At 36.6% G+C, this 20,138-nt stretch carries 23 protein-coding genes; 20 read left to right on the top strand and 3 right to left on the bottom strand.

Going from position 1 to position 20,138, the window contains the following annotated elements; genetic code table 11:
- Nucleotides 1-475: 475 nt before the first annotated feature.
- A complete protein-coding gene (locus NOS7524_RS15500) occupies nucleotides 476-988 on the bottom strand; it encodes a hypothetical protein (RefSeq protein ID WP_015139425.1) in 513 nt (170 codons plus the stop codon).
- 634 nt (nucleotides 989-1,622) lie between these two features.
- Between NOS7524_RS15500 and NOS7524_RS15510 the strand changes: the two genes are divergently transcribed.
- The 6 genes from NOS7524_RS15510 (at nucleotide 1,623) to NOS7524_RS15535 (ending at nucleotide 7,073) form a co-directional block, all read left to right on the top strand.
- Entirely contained in the window at nucleotides 1,623-2,054 is a 432-nt protein-coding gene (locus NOS7524_RS15510; RefSeq protein ID WP_015139427.1) for a hypothetical protein, read from the top strand.
- 61 nt (nucleotides 2,055-2,115) lie between these two features.
- Nucleotides 2,116-2,622 (top strand): hypothetical protein, encoded by a 507-nt coding sequence (locus NOS7524_RS15515; RefSeq protein WP_015139428.1) that lies wholly within the window; start codon nucleotides 2,116-2,118, stop codon nucleotides 2,620-2,622.
- A 157-nt stretch (nucleotides 2,623-2,779) separates the two neighbouring features.
- Nucleotides 2,780-3,817: a hypothetical protein gene (locus tag NOS7524_RS15520; protein ID WP_171815377.1), complete on the top strand. Its 1,038-nt coding sequence runs from the start codon at nucleotides 2,780-2,782 to the stop codon at nucleotides 3,815-3,817.
- 15 nt (nucleotides 3,818-3,832) lie between these two features.
- On the top strand, nucleotides 3,833-5,350 hold the full coding sequence (locus NOS7524_RS15525) for a hypothetical protein (protein WP_015139430.1): 1,518 nt from the start codon (nucleotides 3,833-3,835) through the stop codon (nucleotides 5,348-5,350).
- A 375-nt stretch (nucleotides 5,351-5,725) separates the two neighbouring features.
- On the top strand, nucleotides 5,726-6,307 hold the full coding sequence (locus NOS7524_RS15530; protein ID WP_015139431.1) for a hypothetical protein: 582 nt from the start codon (nucleotides 5,726-5,728) through the stop codon (nucleotides 6,305-6,307).
- A gap of 25 nt (nucleotides 6,308-6,332) precedes the next feature.
- Nucleotides 6,333-7,073: a phage major capsid protein gene (locus tag NOS7524_RS15535; protein WP_015139432.1), complete on the top strand. Its 741-nt coding sequence runs from the start codon at nucleotides 6,333-6,335 to the stop codon at nucleotides 7,071-7,073.
- 93 nt (nucleotides 7,074-7,166) lie between these two features.
- Here NOS7524_RS15535 and NOS7524_RS15540 read toward each other — a convergent pair whose 3' ends face one another.
- Nucleotides 7,167-8,402 carry an IS110 family transposase gene (locus NOS7524_RS15540; RefSeq protein WP_015136751.1) on the bottom strand — a complete coding sequence of 412 codons (1,236 nt, stop codon included), beginning with the start codon at nucleotides 8,400-8,402 and terminating at the stop codon, nucleotides 7,167-7,169.
- Between the two features lie 228 nt (nucleotides 8,403-8,630).
- On the opposite strand from NOS7524_RS15540, the gene NOS7524_RS15545 reads away from it, so the two are divergent.
- From NOS7524_RS15545 to NOS7524_RS15615, 14 genes are all read left to right on the top strand, one after another.
- Nucleotides 8,631-8,876 (top strand): hypothetical protein, encoded by a 246-nt coding sequence (locus NOS7524_RS15545; protein ID WP_041555349.1) that lies wholly within the window; start codon nucleotides 8,631-8,633, stop codon nucleotides 8,874-8,876.
- Nucleotides 8,877-8,883: 7 nt separating this feature from the next.
- Nucleotides 8,884-9,228, top strand: a complete 345-nt coding sequence (locus NOS7524_RS15550) for a hypothetical protein (protein ID WP_015139434.1) — start codon at nucleotides 8,884-8,886, stop codon at nucleotides 9,226-9,228.
- 7 nt (nucleotides 9,229-9,235) lie between these two features.
- Nucleotides 9,236-9,553 (top strand): HK97 gp10 family phage protein, encoded by a 318-nt coding sequence (locus NOS7524_RS15555; RefSeq protein WP_015139435.1) that lies wholly within the window; start codon nucleotides 9,236-9,238, stop codon nucleotides 9,551-9,553.
- Complete coding sequence (locus NOS7524_RS15560; protein WP_015139436.1) at nucleotides 9,550-10,026, top strand: hypothetical protein; 477 nt, start codon at nucleotides 9,550-9,552, stop codon at nucleotides 10,024-10,026. Before NOS7524_RS15555 ends, NOS7524_RS15560 begins: the two co-directional genes overlap by 4 nt.
- Entirely contained in the window at nucleotides 10,023-10,670 is a 648-nt protein-coding gene (locus NOS7524_RS15565) for a hypothetical protein (RefSeq protein WP_015139437.1), read from the top strand. Before NOS7524_RS15560 ends, NOS7524_RS15565 begins: the two co-directional genes overlap by 4 nt.
- An 8-nt stretch (nucleotides 10,671-10,678) precedes the next feature.
- The gene (locus NOS7524_RS15570; RefSeq protein WP_015139438.1) at nucleotides 10,679-11,407 is read left to right on the top strand and encodes a phage tail sheath protein; all 729 of its coding nucleotides are present in this window, start codon (nucleotides 10,679-10,681) and stop codon (nucleotides 11,405-11,407) included.
- On the top strand, nucleotides 11,325-12,797 hold the full coding sequence (tnpC, locus tag NOS7524_RS15575) for an IS66 family transposase (protein WP_015138459.1): 1,473 nt from the start codon (nucleotides 11,325-11,327) through the stop codon (nucleotides 12,795-12,797). Before NOS7524_RS15570 ends, tnpC begins: the two co-directional genes overlap by 83 nt.
- A gap of 132 nt (nucleotides 12,798-12,929) precedes the next feature.
- A complete protein-coding gene (locus NOS7524_RS15580) occupies nucleotides 12,930-14,030 on the top strand; it encodes a phage tail sheath subtilisin-like domain-containing protein (protein WP_015139440.1) in 1,101 nt (366 codons plus the stop codon).
- A gap of 21 nt (nucleotides 14,031-14,051) precedes the next feature.
- Nucleotides 14,052-14,513 carry a hypothetical protein gene (locus NOS7524_RS15585; RefSeq protein WP_015139441.1) on the top strand — a complete coding sequence of 154 codons (462 nt, stop codon included), beginning with the start codon at nucleotides 14,052-14,054 and terminating at the stop codon, nucleotides 14,511-14,513.
- Nucleotides 14,514-14,525: 12 nt separating this feature from the next.
- On the top strand, nucleotides 14,526-14,939 hold the full coding sequence (locus NOS7524_RS15590) for a hypothetical protein (protein ID WP_015139442.1): 414 nt from the start codon (nucleotides 14,526-14,528) through the stop codon (nucleotides 14,937-14,939).
- Between the two features lie 222 nt (nucleotides 14,940-15,161).
- Complete coding sequence (locus NOS7524_RS15600; protein WP_015139443.1) at nucleotides 15,162-17,180, top strand: hypothetical protein; 2,019 nt, start codon at nucleotides 15,162-15,164, stop codon at nucleotides 17,178-17,180.
- Between the two features lie 64 nt (nucleotides 17,181-17,244).
- Nucleotides 17,245-18,033, top strand: a complete 789-nt coding sequence (locus NOS7524_RS15605; protein ID WP_015139444.1) for a hypothetical protein — start codon at nucleotides 17,245-17,247, stop codon at nucleotides 18,031-18,033.
- Between the two features lie 3 nt (nucleotides 18,034-18,036).
- Nucleotides 18,037-18,531, top strand: a complete 495-nt coding sequence (locus NOS7524_RS15610) for a LysM peptidoglycan-binding domain-containing protein (RefSeq protein WP_015139445.1) — start codon at nucleotides 18,037-18,039, stop codon at nucleotides 18,529-18,531.
- Nucleotides 18,528-19,973, top strand: coding sequence for a septal ring lytic transglycosylase RlpA family protein (locus NOS7524_RS15615; protein ID WP_015139446.1), 1,446 nt, complete (start codon nucleotides 18,528-18,530; stop codon nucleotides 19,971-19,973). Before NOS7524_RS15610 ends, NOS7524_RS15615 begins: the two co-directional genes overlap by 4 nt.
- On the opposite strand, the gene NOS7524_RS30090 is transcribed toward NOS7524_RS15615, so the two are convergent.
- A complete protein-coding gene (locus NOS7524_RS30090; protein ID WP_171815344.1) occupies nucleotides 19,970-20,107 on the bottom strand; it encodes a hypothetical protein in 138 nt (45 codons plus the stop codon). The genes NOS7524_RS15615 and NOS7524_RS30090 overlap by 4 nt on opposite strands.
- Nucleotides 20,108-20,138 lie beyond the last annotated feature (31 nt).

Genomic DNA, 20,138 nt, shown 5'->3' on the forward strand with positions numbered 1-20,138 from the left:
TATATATAGTTATCTAGAAGAGGGGTTGCCACCTCCACCGAAGGTGGAGATGTCAACGTTAACCTAGTTAAGGTTGCCACCTTACAAGGTTAGGTGAAACTTCGTCCACCTCTACTTTACAGATATCTGATTAGAAAGGGAACATACATTGCCAGCCCTTATGGAAGTTGCCTTTACCTACTGCGATCGCATTCATACGCTTAGAATTTAAATTATATTGCCTACAGAATTCGGATAATCCTCTAATCCTATATTCATTACCTTCAGGATCAATGCAGATATATTCTTTAGATCTAGGATGTTCAGCACCCCTTAGTCTGCCTTTATTAATAATACTCATATAATTCTCTTAATAACTAATATATAGATTCTATTATAAAGGAGTCCATATAGGCTATAGCATCCTTCCTCTTGCCCCTACAGACTCCTAAATTATCCTATTTTTATTATTAATTTATATATAATAAAAGGTGGTCTATGCCACCTTCATTTCACCTTGTATGTAATCGTAGTAGGCACCTATCTTAGGTAGAATTGTAGACCTAGAGGATAGACCTTCCTTAAGTATCCATTTAAAGAGGGCTTGGATTAATAGCTCTTTATAGGGGTATTCTTGACCTATTCTGAAGTCAGTAAAGTCTACATGACAGGAATAGAGCTTTATATCTTCAATCATCTTCTGCTTATTAATATAGGCATATGATTGGGGTAGGGGTATTTGATTTAACTCTATCTCATCTACTAGATTAATATACACTAGCTCATCATAATTGCATCCGGATATATCCATTACCTCCGGGCTTAAATCCATATCCAGAGCTACTAGATTATTATTACCCTCTTCTAGTTCTTCTTTAAATATCTCCCAATCATCACCCATACAAGCCCCTATCTTGAGGTATACATTACATGAATCTCCTAACATTTCAGCTATTAGATTAGCTTCTGTTTGATTAATAGTTGAAATGTAAATTAAACGGCTTGTCATTGCTTTACCTTCTTTCTCTTTAACATTTAATTTATATATTTAATATAACATATATACACATAATTATCAATCAAAGGTAAAGCAAGAAAGGAGCATTTTAAAGGTAATTAATAGGCATTAGTGGAGAGAAAGTTGCCCATAATTTACCTTTAAATATAGATAAGAATATAAATATAGATAATTAATAAATCAGGTATAAATTTACATAAGTGAAGAAGAGTAAGAGAGGTAGAGGAAACCTCATTAAAGTCCCCGATAGAGCATTTATTCTCTATACTTCTGGGTATAGCTTAAGAAAGCTAGAAAAGCATTTCTGTATAAGTAAGGATACGATTGCTAATCATTTTAAGAAGACCTATGGGCCTAATTATAAAAATATAAAGAATCGTAATGGTATCCTACCTATTATCCAAGAGTATTTAAAATCTAATATCCTTAACACTAGACAAAAGGAAGTAGTAAGAAGGTGGTTAGATAATCCCTCCACTACTCAGCTAATAAGTAACTCAGATAGGCAACATTTAGACTCTAAATTATATACAAAAGATTACATAGATAAGCTAACAAAGCTGGAATGTAATCATTATGAGAAAGACTGGCGAGAATTATTAATTAATAATTAAAGGTAAATATTATGCTTATTTATAAATATCAACCAGGACAGGATAAATTATATCTTCCCTGTTATGACAATACTAAGACACGTAAGACTGGGTATGTAGATATCTATGATTTATTAAAATGTCTAAGACTTTATTACCTAGGTCAGTTAGATAATGTAGATGATTTCCTTGATAGATTTTATCTACCTCCTCACCTATTAGATCCTAATAACACTTTGTTTGGTAAGTTGGATACTAACACTCTTCAGAAAGCTTTGAGTAAGTTATCAGATCTAGATCAAGCTGCTATTGAACTCCACTATACATCTAACCCTACTATTAGTGAGAGAATGCAGCATTATTATAATCACAATCCTACTTTACTTAAATTTAACCAATGGGTAGAGGAAGCCTATGAGGAGGCATTATTAAACTTAGCAGACACCCTTATAATCCTAATTTAGACAAATCTAATAGTTAGATATATATAAAATATTTTAAAGGCACTCCTTAGTGCCTCTTTTTATGACTAAATTAAAGACACATCATAGGGAGTTTGTAATATTATTAATTGCATCTAACGCAGGAATATCTATAGAAGAAATAAAGAGCAAGTTTAGCGATAGATATCCTCAGCAATCTATAACAGACATCCAAATAAATAATATTAAAGCTAAATACAAAGACAGAATTAATAACTTTAGAGAAGACTCTAGGTTAGCTTTAATCAAAGCATTTGAGCTAGGTATGTTTAAATATGCTCATAAATTAAATCGTCTATTAGCTTTAGAAAGATTAATTGAATTAGGTCTGAATGGGTATGAAGAGCAAGTTCAGACTGCTAAAGGAGAAATAAGAGAAGTCCGTAAGGTTGATCTGTATGTAGTGGCTCCAGCTATTAAAGCAATCAAAGAAGAGGTAGAGGAGATAACTAAATCTAATGATGCTAACTACCAGATAAATATTGAGTTAACTGAGCCTACGTCAGATGTAGAGGAGGATCATGAATCTAACCCTCAAGCTACATCATAAGCAAGCTCAAGTATTTAGCGATCGCAGTAGGTTTAAGTTAGTAATTGCAGGTAGGAGACTAGGGAAGTCTCGCCTTCTCCTAACCTCAGCTATTTATGCTGCCTTATCCTTTAATCAAGCTATTGACCCTGCATCCCCTCCAGTTTGCTTAATAGTAATGCCTACTTTAAAAGCTTGTAGGCAGATTCATTGGCAACCCTTACTCAACCTATTAGAAGGTCAGCCATTTGTTGAGAATATATCTAGGACAGACTTCAGAATCAAGCTCAAGGGTAATAAGCCAGATATTCTCTTAAGAGGTGCTGATAATAATGGAGATTCTCTTAGAGGTTTAAAGTGTTATTACGTAGGGGTAGATGAGTTTCAAGACTTCTCACTTAAAGCTTGGGAGGATGTAATCTACCCTACCTTAGCTGATACTCCCAACTCTAAAGCTCTTTTAATTGGCACTCCTAAAGGTAAATCACATTTCCTCTATAAATTCCACCAACAAGCTAAATCTAGTAAAGATTGGAGTTACTTCCATTTTATTACAGAAGACAACCCATTTGTACCTAGAAGATATCTAGAACAAGCTAAATTAAGCTTACCTCCTAGAGTATATAAGCAAGAGTTTGAAGCATCCTTTGAGGACTTCGAGGGGCAATTCTATACTCAATTTAATAATCACCATATAGTAGATAATTTACCTAACTTTGAGTTTACTTATCTAGGGATTGATTGGGGAGATATTAACCCTGCTCTATCAGTAATAGGTTTTACTAAAGACCGTAAATATTACCTAATAGATGCTTGGGAGAATAATAGTCAAACTCCAGTAGTTATAGATGATTTTATTAATAAAGCTGTATATTTCTGTAATAAATACAATATATGGAGAGGATTTGCTGACCCGTCTAGACCCTCCAGTATTATTGAATTTCAGAAGGTGGGTAGGAAGAAGGGTATTAAAGGGTTAGCTAAAACAATAGCTGGGTTTAATAAAGTAAATGAAGGTATACAGATAGTAGATTCTTTATTTTATCAAGATAGATTCTTTGTACATTCTTCCTTATTAAATACTATAAATCAGATTAGAAGTTATCACAGAGAAGTTAAGGATGGAATCATATTAGATATAGAAGCCGCTAATCAACAAACACACGTTTTAGATTGCATTAGATATACCTTAGCAACCTTAGAGAAAAGAATATAAATAAACTAAATAAATATGATTGAATTTCCACAATCCTTGAAGCTGGAGGTATTAGAGGCTGTACATCCTGAATACCAAGCTCAATTACCCTATCTCCAAAAGATAGATTTATTAGTAGCTGGGGGTCATAAGTTAGAAGATAAAATTAAAGAATTCTTACCTCAACGTCCAGGGGAAGATGATTTATTGTATGAAACCCGGTTGAAGAAATTCACCTACAATAATATTCTAGGTTCTGCTATTAGTCAGCAGACATCTAGATTATCTAACGGTACAATCTCTATCTCTGGTATTGAGAATAATGTTGAATTCTGGAATGCTTTTAGAGAGAATACTGATTTAGCTGGAAGGGCCGAATCCTCTCTCATCTCTTATATCTTTAGGGAATGCCTTAAATTTAAGAGGGTATATCTGCATATAGATAAGCCTAAAATGGATTCCTTACCTCAGAATAAGTTCCAAGAGGAGTTATTAGGCATTAGACCTTATGTAGTTGTATACTCTGCCCTACAGGTAACTAATTGGTCAGAGAATAGAGGTAATCTAAAATGGATTAAAGTTAGGCAGGTAGTACAAGACACCTCCAATCCTTTAGCTCCTCCTTTAACTCAAGTAGTCTGGACATTTATTACCAATACTTATATAGCTAGATACAAGGCCTACGTAGAGTTAGCTAGAGATGGTTCTATTTCTAACATACTTAACAATAAGGGTGAGAAGGTATCTACTAAGGATGCTGATATTCTCTTAGATTCGGTAGTAGCTCATGGAGTAGGGAGCATACCTGTTATTAAAGTAGAGATACCTAATGAGTTATGGGCTTGTGATCAAGCTGCTCCTAAAGCTCTAGAGCATTTAAGAACAGATTGTTCTAAATATGACCTTCAGACAATGGCATACTTCCAGAGAACCTTTAAGAGAGTAATGACCCCTGATGGTGATATTAATGCCACCTATCAAGACAGCATGGAGGCAGAGATACCGACAGGATTACAGCACGTATTAGAGTTAGATAAATTTGAGTGGAGTGAACCTCAAGGACATATACTAACCCACCTAAGAGATACCCTCAACCAGATAGAGAATCAGGTTCGAGACATGGTTGCATTAGGAGGGGTATCTGCTGAGAAAGGTGTCATACAACAATCTGGAGTCTCTAAGCGAGTAGATTTCTATCATCAAGAGAATGTATTAAAGCAATATGGTAGGGTGCTGACTGATGCTTACCAGGATTTATTACAGCTAATAGCTAGGATACAGAACATCTCTGATGAGATTTCAGTATCAGGTTTAAATAACTTTGATTTAGATAACATTGATTCCTTACTGGAGAACTTTAAAATCCTTTCTGATATAGACTTTAGTCAATTAAGGGTTAACCTACCTCCTACAGCTTTCAGACTTAAATATCAGCAATTATTGAAGTTGATGTTAGGTAATATATCTGCTGAGGATGAAGAGCTAATTACTCAGGAGATAGAAACTAACTTATATTCTCCAACCATTGTAAATACAGGTGACAACCTTAACTAGGTTAACGTTGACAACTCTACTTCATAGAGGTGGCACGAAGTTCTACCGAACCTCGTGAGGTAGCAACCCTCACTAAGTGAGTGTTGACATCTCCACCGAAGGTGGAGGTGGCAACCCCTCTTCTAGTAGATCTTAATAATGAAGAAAAAGGGTTGCCACCTTTGAGATTATATTTAAGTTTAATTATTTATCTTTAATATTAAGGTTAAGTAAAACACCCTTTTACTAAAGAATATCTCTCAAAGCCATTTCTAATTAAATTAGACAAATTTATATATTAGATAACCAATAAAGCCCCTACTGAAGGGGCATTATAAATATTCAGATAACCTAACTGTAAGGTGAATTACAGATACCATTAAACATTTTATAAATATGGATAAAGAAGAAGTATTAAGTCTCATTCAAGAGTCCTTATCAGCCCTTAAATCTGAACTTCTAAGTGAAGTTGATAAAAAGAATTCTGGATTAGGTAGTTCCTTAACTAAAGAATTCAAGAAGACTATCGAATCATTAAAATCAAATCCTATAGAAGAATCAGAGGAATCTAAAGAGAAGTTAACTTTAAAGGCATTACAGCAGCAGTTAGCAGATTTAAATAATCAATTAAAGGCTAAGGATGAAGAGGCTTATAGAGCCAAGAAATCTCAAGTAGTAACTCAAGAGATAGCTAAAGCAGACTTACTAAATCAGTCAGCTTTTTATAAGTTATTCATGCTTGAGAATGGGGATTATCTCAAGGAAGAGAATGGTTCTTGGTTCATTGATAAAAGTGGTGAGATTTCTACTTTAGGAGACTCTATTAAGAATTACCTAACTACTGATGAAGGTAAGTTGTTTATTCCTGCCAGTAAAGTACAAGGTGCCTCCTCACAAGAAACTAAACCTATTCCTCAAGTAAATAATAATAAACCCTCTGCTGGTGAAGCTTTAATGAGGGCTTTCTCAGATATTTAAATCAATAAATTAACTAAATTCAAATATGAATATTACTGATCGTGTAAATTCACTTCGATTGCTTATTGAAGAAGAATTAGCTGAATTACAGCTTCTTAAGTATCCTATGTTAAATAGGGTAGCTAAACGTACTATTAGTCAGAAAGATATTAAGTGGAATGTTAACGTAGGTGGAGCTGCTGTAACTGGTGAGGCTACAACTGCCGATGTCACTACCTTCTCTGATGATGATGTAATACCTGCTAGACTACCTATTGGCTCTGCTCGTTTGAGACATTCTTTCCAATTACAAAAAGAAGATATTGCTGAAGCTGCAACTGCTGGTGTAGGAGTCCTCCGTGATTTATTTGCTGCTGATGTTAGAAACGGTATTAGAGTTATCATGGAAACCCTCAGTGGTAGACTTTATACCGGAGATGGTACTAATGCTCATGGTGGTGTAGTAGGTCTTAATCTAGTAACTGCTGCTCCTAATAGCACTTATGCAAACATTGATAGCACTACTTATACTGATTGGGTAGCTTATAGAAACACCAATGCCTCTAACAGAGCGTTGACTCAAGCCCTCCTACTCAACATGGAAGTAGGTATGGCTACTAGAGGTAGCACCTTTACAGCTATCTACACCACACCTGCCATTGTTGCTAAGTATAAAGAGCTATTTACTACAAATGCTCAGATTCAATTAGCTCCTGCTGGAGTAGCTGACCTGGGTTATACAGGTGCTACTTATGCTGGTAGACCGATCATTCAAGATCCCTACTGACTTGAAAATCAAACTTTGGTAAAAAACTAAAGAAAGTATGTGGCTATTGTCGTTGAATGGCGACACAGCCGAAACAAAATATTGATTACAGGTTTAAATTGCGACCGGAACAGGTTCAACACTAACTTGATAACCAAGTTTTTCTAGGCGTTTAATCAAACGTTTCTTGACACTTACATGTCGATGTTTGTCGAAATAATCAGCTCCTAAATCTTTATAAGGTTCTTGACGTGATATGAGATGGTAAGCGATCGTTAAAATAGAATGTGCAACAGCAACCGCAGCGCGTTTTTTTCCGCGTCGTGCCGACAGACGACGAAACTGTGCAGCAAGGTAAGTTTTAGTTCGAGCCAAAGCATGGGCAGCTTGAACCAAAATAGTTCGTAAAACTCGATTACCTTTGCGAGTGCCGTCACAAAGCTTCTTACCGCCACTTTCATAGTTTCCAGGGGCAACCCCAGCCCAAGCAGCCAAATGTTCGGCACTTGGGAAGCGACTCATATCCGTGCCAATTTCCGAGACAATGATCTCAGCAGTTCGACGAGCAACACCAGGTATGGTGTCAACTAACTCAACCGCTTGGTCGAAAGGGCGGCAATATTCCTCAATTTGTTGGTCAAAACATTTAATTGTTTCGTCTATGCTATCAATTTGACACAGTAGCTGTGCAAGAATGAATCGTTGATGAGGACGAACTCTACCCTCAAGTGCTTGAATCAGTAAATCGTGCTTTTTTCGCATGGTTCCTTTTGCCAAGTCCGCCATCAGTTCAGGACTAGCGCTACCTTCAACAATCGCAGCTAGCATTGCTCGTCCTGACACACCCATTACGTCACTGGCAACTGAGGCAAGTTTGATATTAGCAGCTTCCAGCACTTTTTGGACTCGATTCACTAAGTTAACTCTTTCGCGAATAAAATTGCTACGATGACGAGTTAAATCGCGCAAATCTCTTTGCTCCACAGGGGGAATAAAACTCGCACGTAACAACCCATGTTGTAGTAGTTCGGCAATCCACTGCGAATCTTTGATGTCTGTTTTGCGTCCTGGCACCGCTTTTATATGACGGGCATTAACTAACATAACTTCAAAGTTTCCTTCTAGGATATTAAATACAGGTCGCCAGTACTCTCCAGTACTCTCCATTGCTACATGAGTACAATTGTGACTTGTTAACCAGTCAGAAAGTTTTAACAAGTCCTGAGTCATTGTAGTGAATGTGCGTATTTCCTTGTGCCATCCGGACGAAGACTTCGGGGTAATTACACAAGCTACCACCGTCTTTTTGTGTACATCTAGTCCTGCACAACGATTGTAGACTACCTGCATATCTCTTGAGCTACTACAACTTTCAAAATTGATAGGGGGCTAATACGTGGATATCTAAATAGTAGATTCTGACTTGCGTGCTCACTAAAACCAAAAAATTGCTCAGTGGCGACAATTGGTAATTCCTCTCGATATCCAGGTTAGACTGCCCTTCAGGCTCTGATGCTCTAATAAGGAAACAACCTCGCTTGTATCAGCCTTATCTTGGAAGTTACCACATTTTCATTCATGGTGATGAAATTTTTTCATTGGGACTGCCCTGCTAACACTATGTACTTCGTAGATGAGAGCGATGTAACTCTTTATACCTTTGCTCAGAATAACACTGAATCCCGTGATGGTATGCAGATGAGCATTGAAGCTCTACCCTCCAGTAACCCTGATGCTGAACGTTATGTAATCTACGTTAAGCCTCAATTGAAGGTTCATAACAGACGTAAGGCAGTTGGTCTTTTAAGTAATCTTACTGAGTAAAATCTTTATGCCTCAATTTAATAACCAACAGAAAGAGCAAATATTATTAACCCTTGGTTATGCTAATCCTGACAGTTTGGTTAATAGTCAATTGAGCCTGGAATATACTCAATCAACAATAGATAGATGTGCAGCTATTCTCTCAGAGCTTAATAGTATAGATAGTTTAATAAAAGAGGCTAGGGATAATAGTTTTGTAAGAGAGTCTAGGAATACTAAACTCTCTTATGCAAATCATCTAATTCACCTTAGATCGGATGCCACTAAACTGCTAAAAGAATTAGCTCATTTATTGAGTATAGATGTTGAATATAACAGGTATTTAGGGCATAGACAATATAACTACTGGTAACTAAATTATGCTTATTACTAATGTAATAAAAGAGGGGCCTTTATTTGAGAAGGGGATTATCAGTAAACTTAGTGGTAATGCTCTAAATAAAACTATGAATTGGGGTATAGGTAGGATTAGAGGTAGGACTCCTGTAGTAACAGGCAGATTAAAAGCTGGATGGTATAATTCTACTTCTAATAAGTCTTTAAACTTTGAGATATCTAACCCAGTCTTCTATGCTCCATTTGTAGAGAGAAGGAGAGGAATGATATCTAAGACCTTACCGGAGATAGAGAGTAAATTATTAGAAGAGACTCTAAAGGAAACTAATAAGCTTAAATGACTTCATTATATCAAAAGCTATCTCAAATAGAAGGAAAGATGGCAGAAATTGATATTAGATTGGGAATACCTCAGCGCAGAAATTTATTAATAAGGCATCAGAGTTTAAACCCAACTACTCGTCAATTAGAGATAGTAGATACTCTCGTTCAACCTAAACCTCTCATTACCTCAATTCCACCTAAATTCGTTAATTTACCTGTATCAATTGAAGGTGCTGATTCTATATTTCTATCTATTAATGATATTCAAGTAGAGATTCCTAGAACCCACCCTAAAAGATTATTTATTCCAGAAGGTAATACTAGAGCCATATTTATTTTAGAGCCTCCTATATCCAATAATCAGGTTGTATATATTAATCCAGCTACTAAGACTATTAACGGTGCCGATATTTATAGGCTAGTTGTATTAATGGAAAATGATCCTACCCTTTGGAAGCTTATTCTCAGAAGAGATAAAGATAAAAAATGAATATACAAGAAATAAGAGAGAAGATTAATGATTTCTTACTACAGAGGGTAAGGATTGATTACTGGGGTTTAGATTACCCTAGTGAAATATATACTCCCATTTCCTCAACCACTTTTCCAGCAAATTCAGCCTTATCTCTACCCATTCAAGAAGTAGTTCATTTTAGGGAAGCTTATAACCAAATTAAGACCTCAGCTAGGTTCCCTTATAGAATTGCTTATAGATTTCCCGGTGAACTCCCCTATCATGAGCTACCTATAAAAGCTCTAGAAGGAATGCTCTCTTTTATTCATATAGTGTCTTTAATTCAGTCTCCTGATCCTGATATCGAATCATTTACTCCAGCCAATATAGAGGACTCATTAACAGTAGCTAGGGTGGAGGAAGTAGAAAATGACTGGTTAGTATATCTTAACTTTGCTTTTGATGTTAGGTTTAACACTACATTATTACCAGACCTAGCTGAACTACAGCCCTCTAATTACTATAATCTCGAAGATCCTCCCTCCCTACAAGAATTAAATTTAAGGGTGTTTAGGGCTAAATCTGGATTTAAGACAAAAGAGGAAGAAGTAGCTTCCTTAATTCCTATTATTAATGACCCTACTAAATACACCCTTGATTCAGAAATTACAATTAATTAATAATAAATATGTCTAGTACAATATTTAGTTCATTTAGAAGTCCTGGTGTTCGTATTAACGAAACAACCCAAGGCTATAGAAGCTTAGATATTGCTTCCCACCAAGCAGTTTATATGATTGGTTCAGGAACTAATGGAGATGCTTTTATACCAACCCAAGTAACTTCTTTAACAGATTTTACTAATGTATTTGGCTCTTCTCCCTCAGAGAATTCTGTTAAGTTATTCTTCAGAAATGATAGAAGAGGGATTCTCTACTTTGTTAGAACTTCACCTGCTTTAAGAGTAAGAGTAACAGTTAGCTCCGCTACAAATGGAGAATATCCTCTCTCCATTGCCTCTACAAGAGGTGCTGTTAATGTTAGCTTCACTGCTTCCAGTAGTACCACTGCTCAAATAGCATCTGGGTTAATAGAAGCTATTAATAACTCTACTTTATCCGCTCATGTTAAAGCCGGAGCTGGTTCTTCTTCTAACCAACTCATAATTAGTATGAGCAATCCTACTGACCCATTTCTAGCAGTTACTAGCACTAATAGTAACTTAGCTATAGTTAATCATAATGATACAACTAAAGACCGTAGGGAAGTAATTAGTAAGGATTCAGGTGGTAGAGTATTGACAAAGGTAACACTTGAGGGAGAGTATCACAAATATGAACCAAAACCTGCCTCAAGAATTAGAGCGAGAAAGCTTGAACCAGTTGTCAAAGGAAGAACTGGTAGAGATAATTATTGAGCAGAGCAAGGTAATACGTGAGTTACAGAAAATTATCCTAGAACTAAAGCAAGAAATAGAGCGTTTAAAAGTCAGCAGAGATTTGGATAGTTCTAATTCATCGAAACCACCATCACAAGACATTCACAAAAAGAGCGAAAACAAAAAAGCTCCTCCTCAAGACCAATCAAACGAGCCGAAAAAGAAACCAGGTGGGCAGGCAGGACATCAAGGTAAGACTCGTAAGGGTTTTGGGAGAGTAGATCGTTCTGAAATTTTACGTCCTACAGATTGTGTCTGTTGTGGTCACAAAGCATTTGCTCCTTTTGCATTAAAAGTAGAAAAACACGTCGTAGCGCAATTAGTGGAACGTCCTATTGAAATAGTGGAGTATCAACGCCACACCTGCGTGTGTGAGAGTTGTGGCAATGTACAAGCTTCTCAGTGGCCAGAAGATATCATCCCAGGACAAGATTTAGGAATCTGTTTACAGGCATTTTTAGGGTGGGCAAATAATTACGCACATATGCCCTATGAAAAACAACAAGAAATGTTGTGGGAACTGGGACAGATTGAAATTGGGTTAGGAACTTTAGTCGCCACCAATGAACGAATTACCCAAGCAATAGAACCGACCGTTAGGGAGTTAAGTAGTTGGGTAAAACAGACACAACCTAACATTCATGTAGATGAAACACCTTGGTCTGTCAAGGGAGTGAAAGAATGGTTGTGGGTAGTTGCCAATTCTGATTTCTGCCTGTTTACTGCGGCTGATACTCGTTCTAGAGCCGAACTAGAAACAATTTTAGGAGCTAAATATACAGGGGTACTCAGCAGCGACGATTTTAGCGTTTACAATGGCTATCAAGCTGTAGCCCAGCAGAAATGTTTAGCACATCTACGCCGTCATTTCAAAAAATTAATTCAGCTTCCAGGTCTTCACAACCAAGCCATTGGCGAAACGTTTGTTGATTTAATTGATGAAGCTTTTAGACATTACGCCCTATGGTTTGAGACTCTTGACTGTGCTAGTTACAATGATTGGGTCAATCAATTCAAATCCAAATTGCAACAAACACTCGATTGTTGGATTAACTTAGCAGGGGCTACAGCAGGCAAGCTTTTACGTTCTTTGCGTGATAAAGCACATCAATGGTGGTATTTTCTTGACTACCCTGAAGTTCCCCCTGATAACAATCAGGCTGAACGTTCGCTACGTTTGGCTGTCACGAAACGCAAAGTTAGTGGTGGTTCACGTTCGATGGAGCGATTTCAAAACACTGCTAATTTGTTGACGGTGGTGCAGACTTGTCGCCGTCAAGGTAGGTCTGTAATTGATTTTTTTGCACAAGGTCTAATTGCTGACTCCAATAATACTCAGTCTCGCCCTTCTTTACTTCCGCAATATTAGACCTGAATCCTTACAGTAATTATTACTTCTGCTATTGCTAATAGAACTTACTCTCTCAACTTCCATGCTACCTCTACTATTATCTCCTTTACCTCAAGCTCTTCCCCTACAGTTCAATCAATTAGAGATGGGTTGATTGCTGCTATTAATGCTAATACAACTATTAATACCTCAGTACAGGCTGTAGTTGGAGATGGTAACGATAGAATTTATATAAATAACATTAATACAACTACTCCTATCAGGGTATTTGTTCATACCTCTGGGGATGGAATGAGAGTTATTAATAATTCCTTAGATCAACCTAACAGAGATGATTATATTTATGCTATTGAGAATAGCTTTGATTCAGAGGATGGTTGGAACCAAGGATTCCTGATTGCTCCCGAAGCTTTCCAGAACTTATTTACTCAAAGCGATCGCATTGCGGTGGGTTCTGCAATGGAAGCTTTAGCTAGTGACCCTCTATTTGATTGGGTTGCTTTAGTTGATTGTGGTACTGGTAGGACTAGAACCCAAGCACAAGCTGAAGGATTACTTTATATCTCTCCTCAAGGTCATACAGGATTCTACTATCCTTATGTAATTGATTTAGAAGGTAATTTAGTTCCACCTTCTGCGGGTGTTGCTGGTATAGCTACTCGTAGATTTAAGGAAGAAGGATTCCAACAACCTCCTGCTGGGTCTAAATTTCCTATGCTAGGAGTTACTGATGTAGTTACTAAGGTTAGCACACAAGAGCAAGAAGAACTCAACCCTCTAGGAATTAACATCATTCGTAACCTGAGAAATAAGGGTGTAGTCGTTTGGGCAATGAGAACTCGCTCTAATAATGAGTTTTATACTTTCCTACACACTAGGGTCATTATGAACGTTCTAAATGGAACACTTCGTAGTGGGTTTGATAATGATTTATTCTCCGCAATTGATGGCCAAGGGTCACTGTTAAATGCCATCTCCCTAACTGCTAGTGCTGTATGTTCTCGTCTATGGAGAGGTAAGGCTCTGTTTGGAGCTACTGAAGCTGAAGCATTTGAGGTTAAGTGTGACTTCGAGAATAACCCTCCAGAGGAATTAGAGAGAGGAAATGTAATCTTAGAGGTTTATGCTGTACCTGCTCCTGCAATGGAGAAATTACTAATTAACACAATCAGAGTTTCTATTGGTACTTTACCACTTAATCAAAATCAAGTAGAAGCTCAATTAATACAATCAGCTACTACTACCATTTAATTAAATATTAGGAATATATAGATGAGATTACAGGACATTAACCCTCAAAGTAACAGTGATTATCATATTACTATAGAGGGTCTTAATAATATTTACTGGACTCAATTCTCAGGAATTAAAGTTAATTACAGTAGACCTAAATATAATGACGGACTTTCTAATGTAATGCGTAGTGCTGATGGAGGTACTAAAGAATATGAAGTAGTTACCATCTCTAAACCCTACGACCCTGAGAAAGACCAACCTGCCCTTGATTTTATTAAACAGAGGGAAGATGGTTCTCCTTTCAATATGAGATTACGTCCAGTTAGAAGAGTAACCAATGCCCAAGGTACTAATACTTTTAGAGGTAATAAAGCTTGGGATTTATTTGGATGTAGAATTTCTAGCTGGTCTTGCCCAGGTAATGTTGACACTTCTGATGGTAGTCAAACTTCTACCTTAGAAATTCAATTTACTATAGACAGTGCAGAATTTAAATAATAGGTGATATTTATGGCTAGAAAAGTAGTAATGGAAGAGATGAAGCAGATATCATCTGAACATACCAACAGCTTGGTTAGTGAAGGTAATAATAATGAATTCCAGGTAGAGTTTAATCAAGAAGAGGGAATAGTTAGGTTTCAATTAACTGATGGTACTCTTATTCAATTAAACTCTCCTAAAGCTAAACAATTTCTCTTATTAGATAGTTATCTAAAAGTGGCTGAAGAGGAGTTTAGAACTGAATCTTTTATTGCCTTAAAGCTAGCTTCCCTTTGCATAACTAAATTTGGAGATAGAGATAAAATCTCCTTTAATGAGCTTTTAGATATATTAGAAATTGAGGATGTAGAGAGGATGGCAGCTAGCCTAAATTGCTTTCGAGATAAGCTTGAATATTTGGCAAGAAAGTCAGATACTATTTAGTATTCAGTCTCAACCAGCATTAACCTGTCAAGAACTACTCCAATCCTTAATTCTAGCCTGTGGAGGGAATATAAATCCCTCCTATTTCTATTTATTAGATATGGAAATATCTGAATGTTTGTATCACCTGTATATCTTTATAGAATTGAGTAAAAGGCAACAACCCTCTTCTGAGAATAAACTACAAGAGTGGGGGATGATGGGAGAAATTGAATTTAAATAATGAACAGCAATAATGTAATTATCACCCTCCAAGCCAACGACCAAGCCAGTGTAGTTATTAGAAGATTATCTTCTCAGTTAGATGGTGGTTTAACGAGGTCATTAGGTAGAGCTACATTAGGGGCTAACCTAATGACTCAAGCAATCACAGCAGGTTTACAGGCTGTCGGGAATATAGCTTCTAGATCTGTCTCTTTATTTAGGGAGGCAGCTACTACCCAAACCAGTATTATAGCTACTGCTGGTAATGTTATGAGGCTGGCTGGATTTAACTTCAGACAAGCTACTGCTTTTGTAGAAGATTTTCAGACTGAGATGGCTAGAGTAGCAGCATCTCTCCCAGGGATGGCATCTGATTTTACAACCTTTGGTAGAGGAATAATAGATGATGTTATCCCTGCTTTTGTAGGTTTAGATGGTAGATTAGACTCAATTGAAAGGAGAGCGGCTCTTGATAGATTAGGTGAATTATCTAAGTTTGGTACTTTATTGGGGCAAACTGCTGGTATAGATTCAACTAGGGCATCCACTCAAGCTGCTTTATTTTTATCTGGCTCTAGAACCCTTAATGAATTAAAACAATTAGATTTATTTGAAAAGAATACTACATTTAGAAATGAAGTTGAGAGGTTATTAGGGGGAAGGGATCTTAGGAGATTATCTGGAGAAGAAAGGCAGAGAATATTTCTACAAGCTGCTAGGTTAGATGAGGAAGTATTAGAAGCACTCTCGGAATCCGTAGAGGGTGTATTTGGTCTAATTAATGATAGAATCTTCGGACTGGAAACTGGATTCTTCGGTTTTATGAGGGATCTGGATAAAAATACTGAGGGTAGACAGACCGCTTTAAAATCTATCAATAGAACTCTCCTAGCCGTATTTGGAACTAATGGATTCTTTGATACTTTATACATATCTCTTAAGAATTTAGGAATCTCTATAAGAGATCCAATGCTAGCTTTAAGTAATGCTGCTGATAGCTTCACTAACACTATCAATTATGTAACAGGAATTCTTAGAGACTTTAATGTTAGCAGGAATATTGATTCTTTAAAGGGAAGCTTATTTAATTTCTTTAATAATTTAATTAACTTTGAGGGTTTGGGTGCTTGGTTAGCTGAGGCTACAAATCAAGGGTTAGATTTCCTAAGTAATTTAGATTGGAGTTCAATACTTGGTTTTGTAGGGGTTAAATTAGCTGAGATATTTAATGAAATATTTAGATTCATAATCAAGCTAGATTTCACTAAAATATTAGATTTAATTATTAAGATTTTAGGAGGCTTGTTTATTGGTCTAGGTAAATTTCTCTCTACTATTGATTGGGGAGCGTTACTTTTAGCTTTAGGTAAATTATTAGGATATGCTTTATTAGGGGCTGTTGGAGCAGTATTATCTATTTTGGTAGCTCCAGTAGTAGCTAGTATAGGAACCCTAGGGTTAGCGATCGCAGGAGCGATAATTGGATTATTAACTATAGTAGCGGCACATTGGGATAAAATTGGTATAAATATAAGAAGAATCCTTGGCAATTTAGTTGAAAGGTTTAGAAATCTACAGACAAATATACAAGGGATATGGAATACAGTAGTTGATTCCGTCACCAGTTTCTTCCATAAATTAGTAGATTGGTTCCAAGATTTAATATCAAAGATACCTGGATTTAACTTAAGAGTTAATGAAGGTTTAAGCTCTGGGATTATTAATAATATTCCTCAATCTGTACCTAACTCAGCAGGTGGTAGATTAGATGGATTAATTGCGGCTGCTATTAGGGAAACTAAAGCAGCCCCTCCTGGTTCTGGATTAGTAGTAGCTAACACTTCAGAAGCCATCCTTAATCGCAAACAGCAAGCTGCCTTACTTAATAACATTGGTAGCAGGGGAGGGATTAATATCAACTCTCTTATAATCAATACTAAAGCTCAAGATGCTAGAGGAATCGCTAAAGATATCATGAGAGCTATTGCAGATGAATATAGAAATTACTCTCAGAATAATCTAGCGATTGCATTCTAAATTTAAATGATTCATTCCCCTATTGATTAATCAGTAGGGGATTATTTTTATATGTATGTAAATTATGGTTAATCAAGCTGTTCTTAATGGACTAAATCCAGCTAGGAAGGTAGCTGATGTTTATGCCTACTTAATAGATGATTTAAATAAAACAGTCTTTGTCTTTCTATATAATCCTGAAGAAAAAAGATTCTCTAGACAGTCAATATATAACGAAGGGATTACTGCCCTTACCTCAACTCCTTCTCAACAATATAACTACACTACAGGCAGAACTCTTAATCTATCTAACCTTTTATTAGAAAGTTATTCTAGCGGTAAGACTTGTAAGTTATTACTAGATAGACTACAAGCCTTAATGGTAGCTAATCCTAGTAATCGTAAGTTTAATCTTTCTCCAGTCTACTTTAAATGGGGTGCTGATACCTTTGGTCCTGCTGTTATAACTGACCTTAATTGGAATGAAACTAGCTGGCTAAATGGTCAGGTAGCTTCAGCTAGAGTTAACCTAACCTTATTAGAAATACCTCCTAGTCAACTACCCAATAAAGCCTTAATAGAAAGCTCCGATAATCGTCAACAAGCTGCCCAAAATACTTCAAAGGTAGTAACAGATAGACAGAAGCAAGATGCCACCTCTAAGACTAGAGCATGGCTAAATCAGAACGTTAAAAAGATGTCTATTTCTACAGGTAATTTAGTTAGATCAAATAAATATAAATTAAATATTTCTTCTCAAGGTGTAATCACTTTATTAGATTCCAAAAGTAAGTTAATAGGAACAGTAGGAACCTATAAGGATGGGAAGATTGATCATACTAAAGAGGATATTGCATTCGAGAATAGGATTTAAGAAATGAGTACCCAACCTTTAAATTCCTCCGTATTTAGGTCTATTCAGATAATGCCCGGAGATTCCCTATCTAGCATTGCTAATGAGATATTAGGAGATGCTTCTTATTGGAGAGAAATAGCCAGTACCAATAATATTGACATATTCACAGCTATTGAGATAGGGCAGAACATAACTATACCCTCTAAGGAAGTATTAGAAAGAAGAGCTAGAGATGCTGCTGCTAAAAGAATTCTTAATGTCAACCAAGACCTTCAGAATAGGATTAAGGAAATAATAAATTCTAGGGAAGCTAAAGTAATTAATAGATTAATGGGATTTGGAGATGAGAATAGGCAGAATTTACTGCAATCTTTAGATTTATCTCCTCTAGCTAAAGGATTATTAGCTCCTACTAGAAATGAAGAATTATTAGACAGTATTAAGAATAGTCAGTTTGATGACAATAGTAGCTTTGATCAGCAATATGAATTCAGATTAGTGGAGTGGGTATTATGAATAATATAAACCCATCACAACAATTAATAGCTCCTTACGTTAGGGTAACTATAGGCCCACTACAAAATACTAATGGTGATTCCTTCACTATCGGTGATAGTAAATTAATTAATTGTTCAGTTACTTTAGGTGAGGGAGAAGTTCAATCTAGCTATAGATTCACTGTAAGGGATAAAGATAGAACTTTATTAGACAAATACTTTGGTTATATTGAGAAAGCAGGGGGATTAACTCCTATAGAACCTACCAATAACCCCCCAAGAGAAGAGATTACTTCCCCTACTCTCACTCCTCCTGAACCAGACCAGACAAGTAGAGAAATAGGACTACCTGTATTTAATAATGTTCAAGCTACTACCTACGGGTATGGAGAACCAACTCAAGGAGGACAAATAGGAGCTTATGGAGACAGAATTAATTGGGATGGTATGTATGCGGCTATGTATGACCGCAAATATAAATATGCCAGGATGAAGGTTACTAACTTAGCTAATGATAAGCAAATAATAGTAAAGATAGTAGATAGAGGGCCTTTTGCGGTTGTTAATGGTAGAGCAGCTAGACCCCTGAGAGAACACCCTACTAGAAAGATTGATTTAGTCCCCGGAGCTTGGAAAGCTTTAACTGATAATGCCTCACCTGGAGTTATCAATGTAAATATCGAATGGCTAGAGGCTGAGACTACTACTGCTAGCTCATCAAATAAGAATAAATCTCTTCAAGAGGTAAATCAAAAAGCCGCTCAGGCCTCTAAAGGAGCTTCAATCAATAATAATAAAATACTTGATTGGCCCCTTCCTGCTATAGCTGCCACTAAATCTATTATCCTCACTCCTGGTCATATTGCTGATGGCAGTAATAGCTCTGGGACTAATGGTACTCATAATTCCTCAGTTACTTATAAAGGGGAGACCCGGACTCTAGAATTTGTAGCTAATGATATCACAGTAGAAGTATTTAGAATTGAATTACAGAAAGCTGGTTATAACGTTATAAATGCTCCTACTCCCCCTACTGAAAGAAGTGATGCTGCCCGTAGAGCTTATTTAGATCAAGTCAAAGAGTTAAAAGAGAGGAATAATGCTTACGCTCTAGAAATACACTTTGATAGCCCTAATGGAAGACCAGGGATTATTGCTGGAGCTAAATATGAACCTAGTGGTAAATATCTCAGCATAATGGATGTAGCCCTAGCTAAAGAGTTTGGAGCATTCCCTTTCAACCATAGAGATAGCTTAAGTGCGCCCAGTAGAGGAATCACTATATTAGAAGTATCTCCTCTAAATAGCACATTAACCAACATAACCCTTAATGCTGTTAATAGCGGTAACTACCAACCCCTTAGAGATGTTCTACTCCCTTTTGCTCAGAGGGCAGTAAAAGCACTCAACACGGTAGCACCTGGAGCTAATACTGCCTCGAATGGCACTAAGAAAAGCTAGAAGCCATACATTTCAGGGGCTACAGCTTTTAATGCCCATTTAGCAGTAATAGCCTGAGTCAGGCGATCGCTCTGAGAAAGATGATGTATGGTTGGCCAAAAATTTTTGTCGGTAGAAAAAGCTTGCTCGCTCATGAAATACTTTTTGAAGACGAGCAAGCCAAGA

The sequence above is a fragment of the Nostoc sp. PCC 7524 genome (assembly GCF_000316645.1).
GTDB lineage: Bacteria > Cyanobacteriota > Cyanobacteriia > Cyanobacteriales > Nostocaceae > Trichormus.

Coding starts and splice junctions, on each gene's coding strand:
- NOS7524_RS15555 (WP_015139435.1), top strand. CDS start 9,236: ATGCTTATTACTAATGTAATAAAAGAGGGGCCTTTATTTGAGAAGGGG.
- NOS7524_RS15535 (WP_015139432.1), top strand. CDS start 6,333: ATGAATATTACTGATCGTGTAAATTCACTTCGATTGCTTATTGAAGAA.
- NOS7524_RS15515 (WP_015139428.1), top strand. CDS start 2,116: ATGACTAAATTAAAGACACATCATAGGGAGTTTGTAATATTATTAATT.
- NOS7524_RS15540 (WP_015136751.1), bottom strand. CDS start 8,402: ATGCAGGTAGTCTACAATCGTTGTGCAGGACTAGATGTACACAAAAAG.
- NOS7524_RS15500 (WP_015139425.1), bottom strand. CDS start 988: ATGACAAGCCGTTTAATTTACATTTCAACTATTAATCAAACAGAAGCT.
- NOS7524_RS15550 (WP_015139434.1), top strand. CDS start 8,884: ATGCCTCAATTTAATAACCAACAGAAAGAGCAAATATTATTAACCCTT.
- NOS7524_RS15545 (WP_041555349.1), top strand. CDS start 8,631: ATGGTGATGAAATTTTTTCATTGGGACTGCCCTGCTAACACTATGTAC.
- NOS7524_RS15525 (WP_015139430.1), top strand. CDS start 3,833: ATGATTGAATTTCCACAATCCTTGAAGCTGGAGGTATTAGAGGCTGTA.
- NOS7524_RS15585 (WP_015139441.1), top strand. CDS start 14,052: ATGAGATTACAGGACATTAACCCTCAAAGTAACAGTGATTATCATATT.
- NOS7524_RS15560 (WP_015139436.1), top strand. CDS start 9,550: ATGACTTCATTATATCAAAAGCTATCTCAAATAGAAGGAAAGATGGCA.
- NOS7524_RS15520 (WP_171815377.1), top strand. CDS start 2,780: ATGCCTACTTTAAAAGCTTGTAGGCAGATTCATTGGCAACCCTTACTC.
- NOS7524_RS15510 (WP_015139427.1), top strand. CDS start 1,623: ATGCTTATTTATAAATATCAACCAGGACAGGATAAATTATATCTTCCC.
- NOS7524_RS30090 (WP_171815344.1), bottom strand. CDS start 20,107: ATGAGCGAGCAAGCTTTTTCTACCGACAAAAATTTTTGGCCAACCATA.
- NOS7524_RS15565 (WP_015139437.1), top strand. CDS start 10,023: ATGAATATACAAGAAATAAGAGAGAAGATTAATGATTTCTTACTACAG.
- NOS7524_RS15590 (WP_015139442.1), top strand. CDS start 14,526: ATGGCTAGAAAAGTAGTAATGGAAGAGATGAAGCAGATATCATCTGAA.
- NOS7524_RS15605 (WP_015139444.1), top strand. CDS start 17,245: ATGGTTAATCAAGCTGTTCTTAATGGACTAAATCCAGCTAGGAAGGTA.
- NOS7524_RS15610 (WP_015139445.1), top strand. CDS start 18,037: ATGAGTACCCAACCTTTAAATTCCTCCGTATTTAGGTCTATTCAGATA.
- NOS7524_RS15530 (WP_015139431.1), top strand. CDS start 5,726: ATGGATAAAGAAGAAGTATTAAGTCTCATTCAAGAGTCCTTATCAGCC.
- NOS7524_RS15570 (WP_015139438.1), top strand. CDS start 10,679: ATGTCTAGTACAATATTTAGTTCATTTAGAAGTCCTGGTGTTCGTATT.
- NOS7524_RS15600 (WP_015139443.1), top strand. CDS start 15,162: ATGAACAGCAATAATGTAATTATCACCCTCCAAGCCAACGACCAAGCC.
- NOS7524_RS15615 (WP_015139446.1), top strand. CDS start 18,528: ATGAATAATATAAACCCATCACAACAATTAATAGCTCCTTACGTTAGG.
- tnpC (WP_015138459.1), top strand. CDS start 11,325: ATGAACCAAAACCTGCCTCAAGAATTAGAGCGAGAAAGCTTGAACCAG.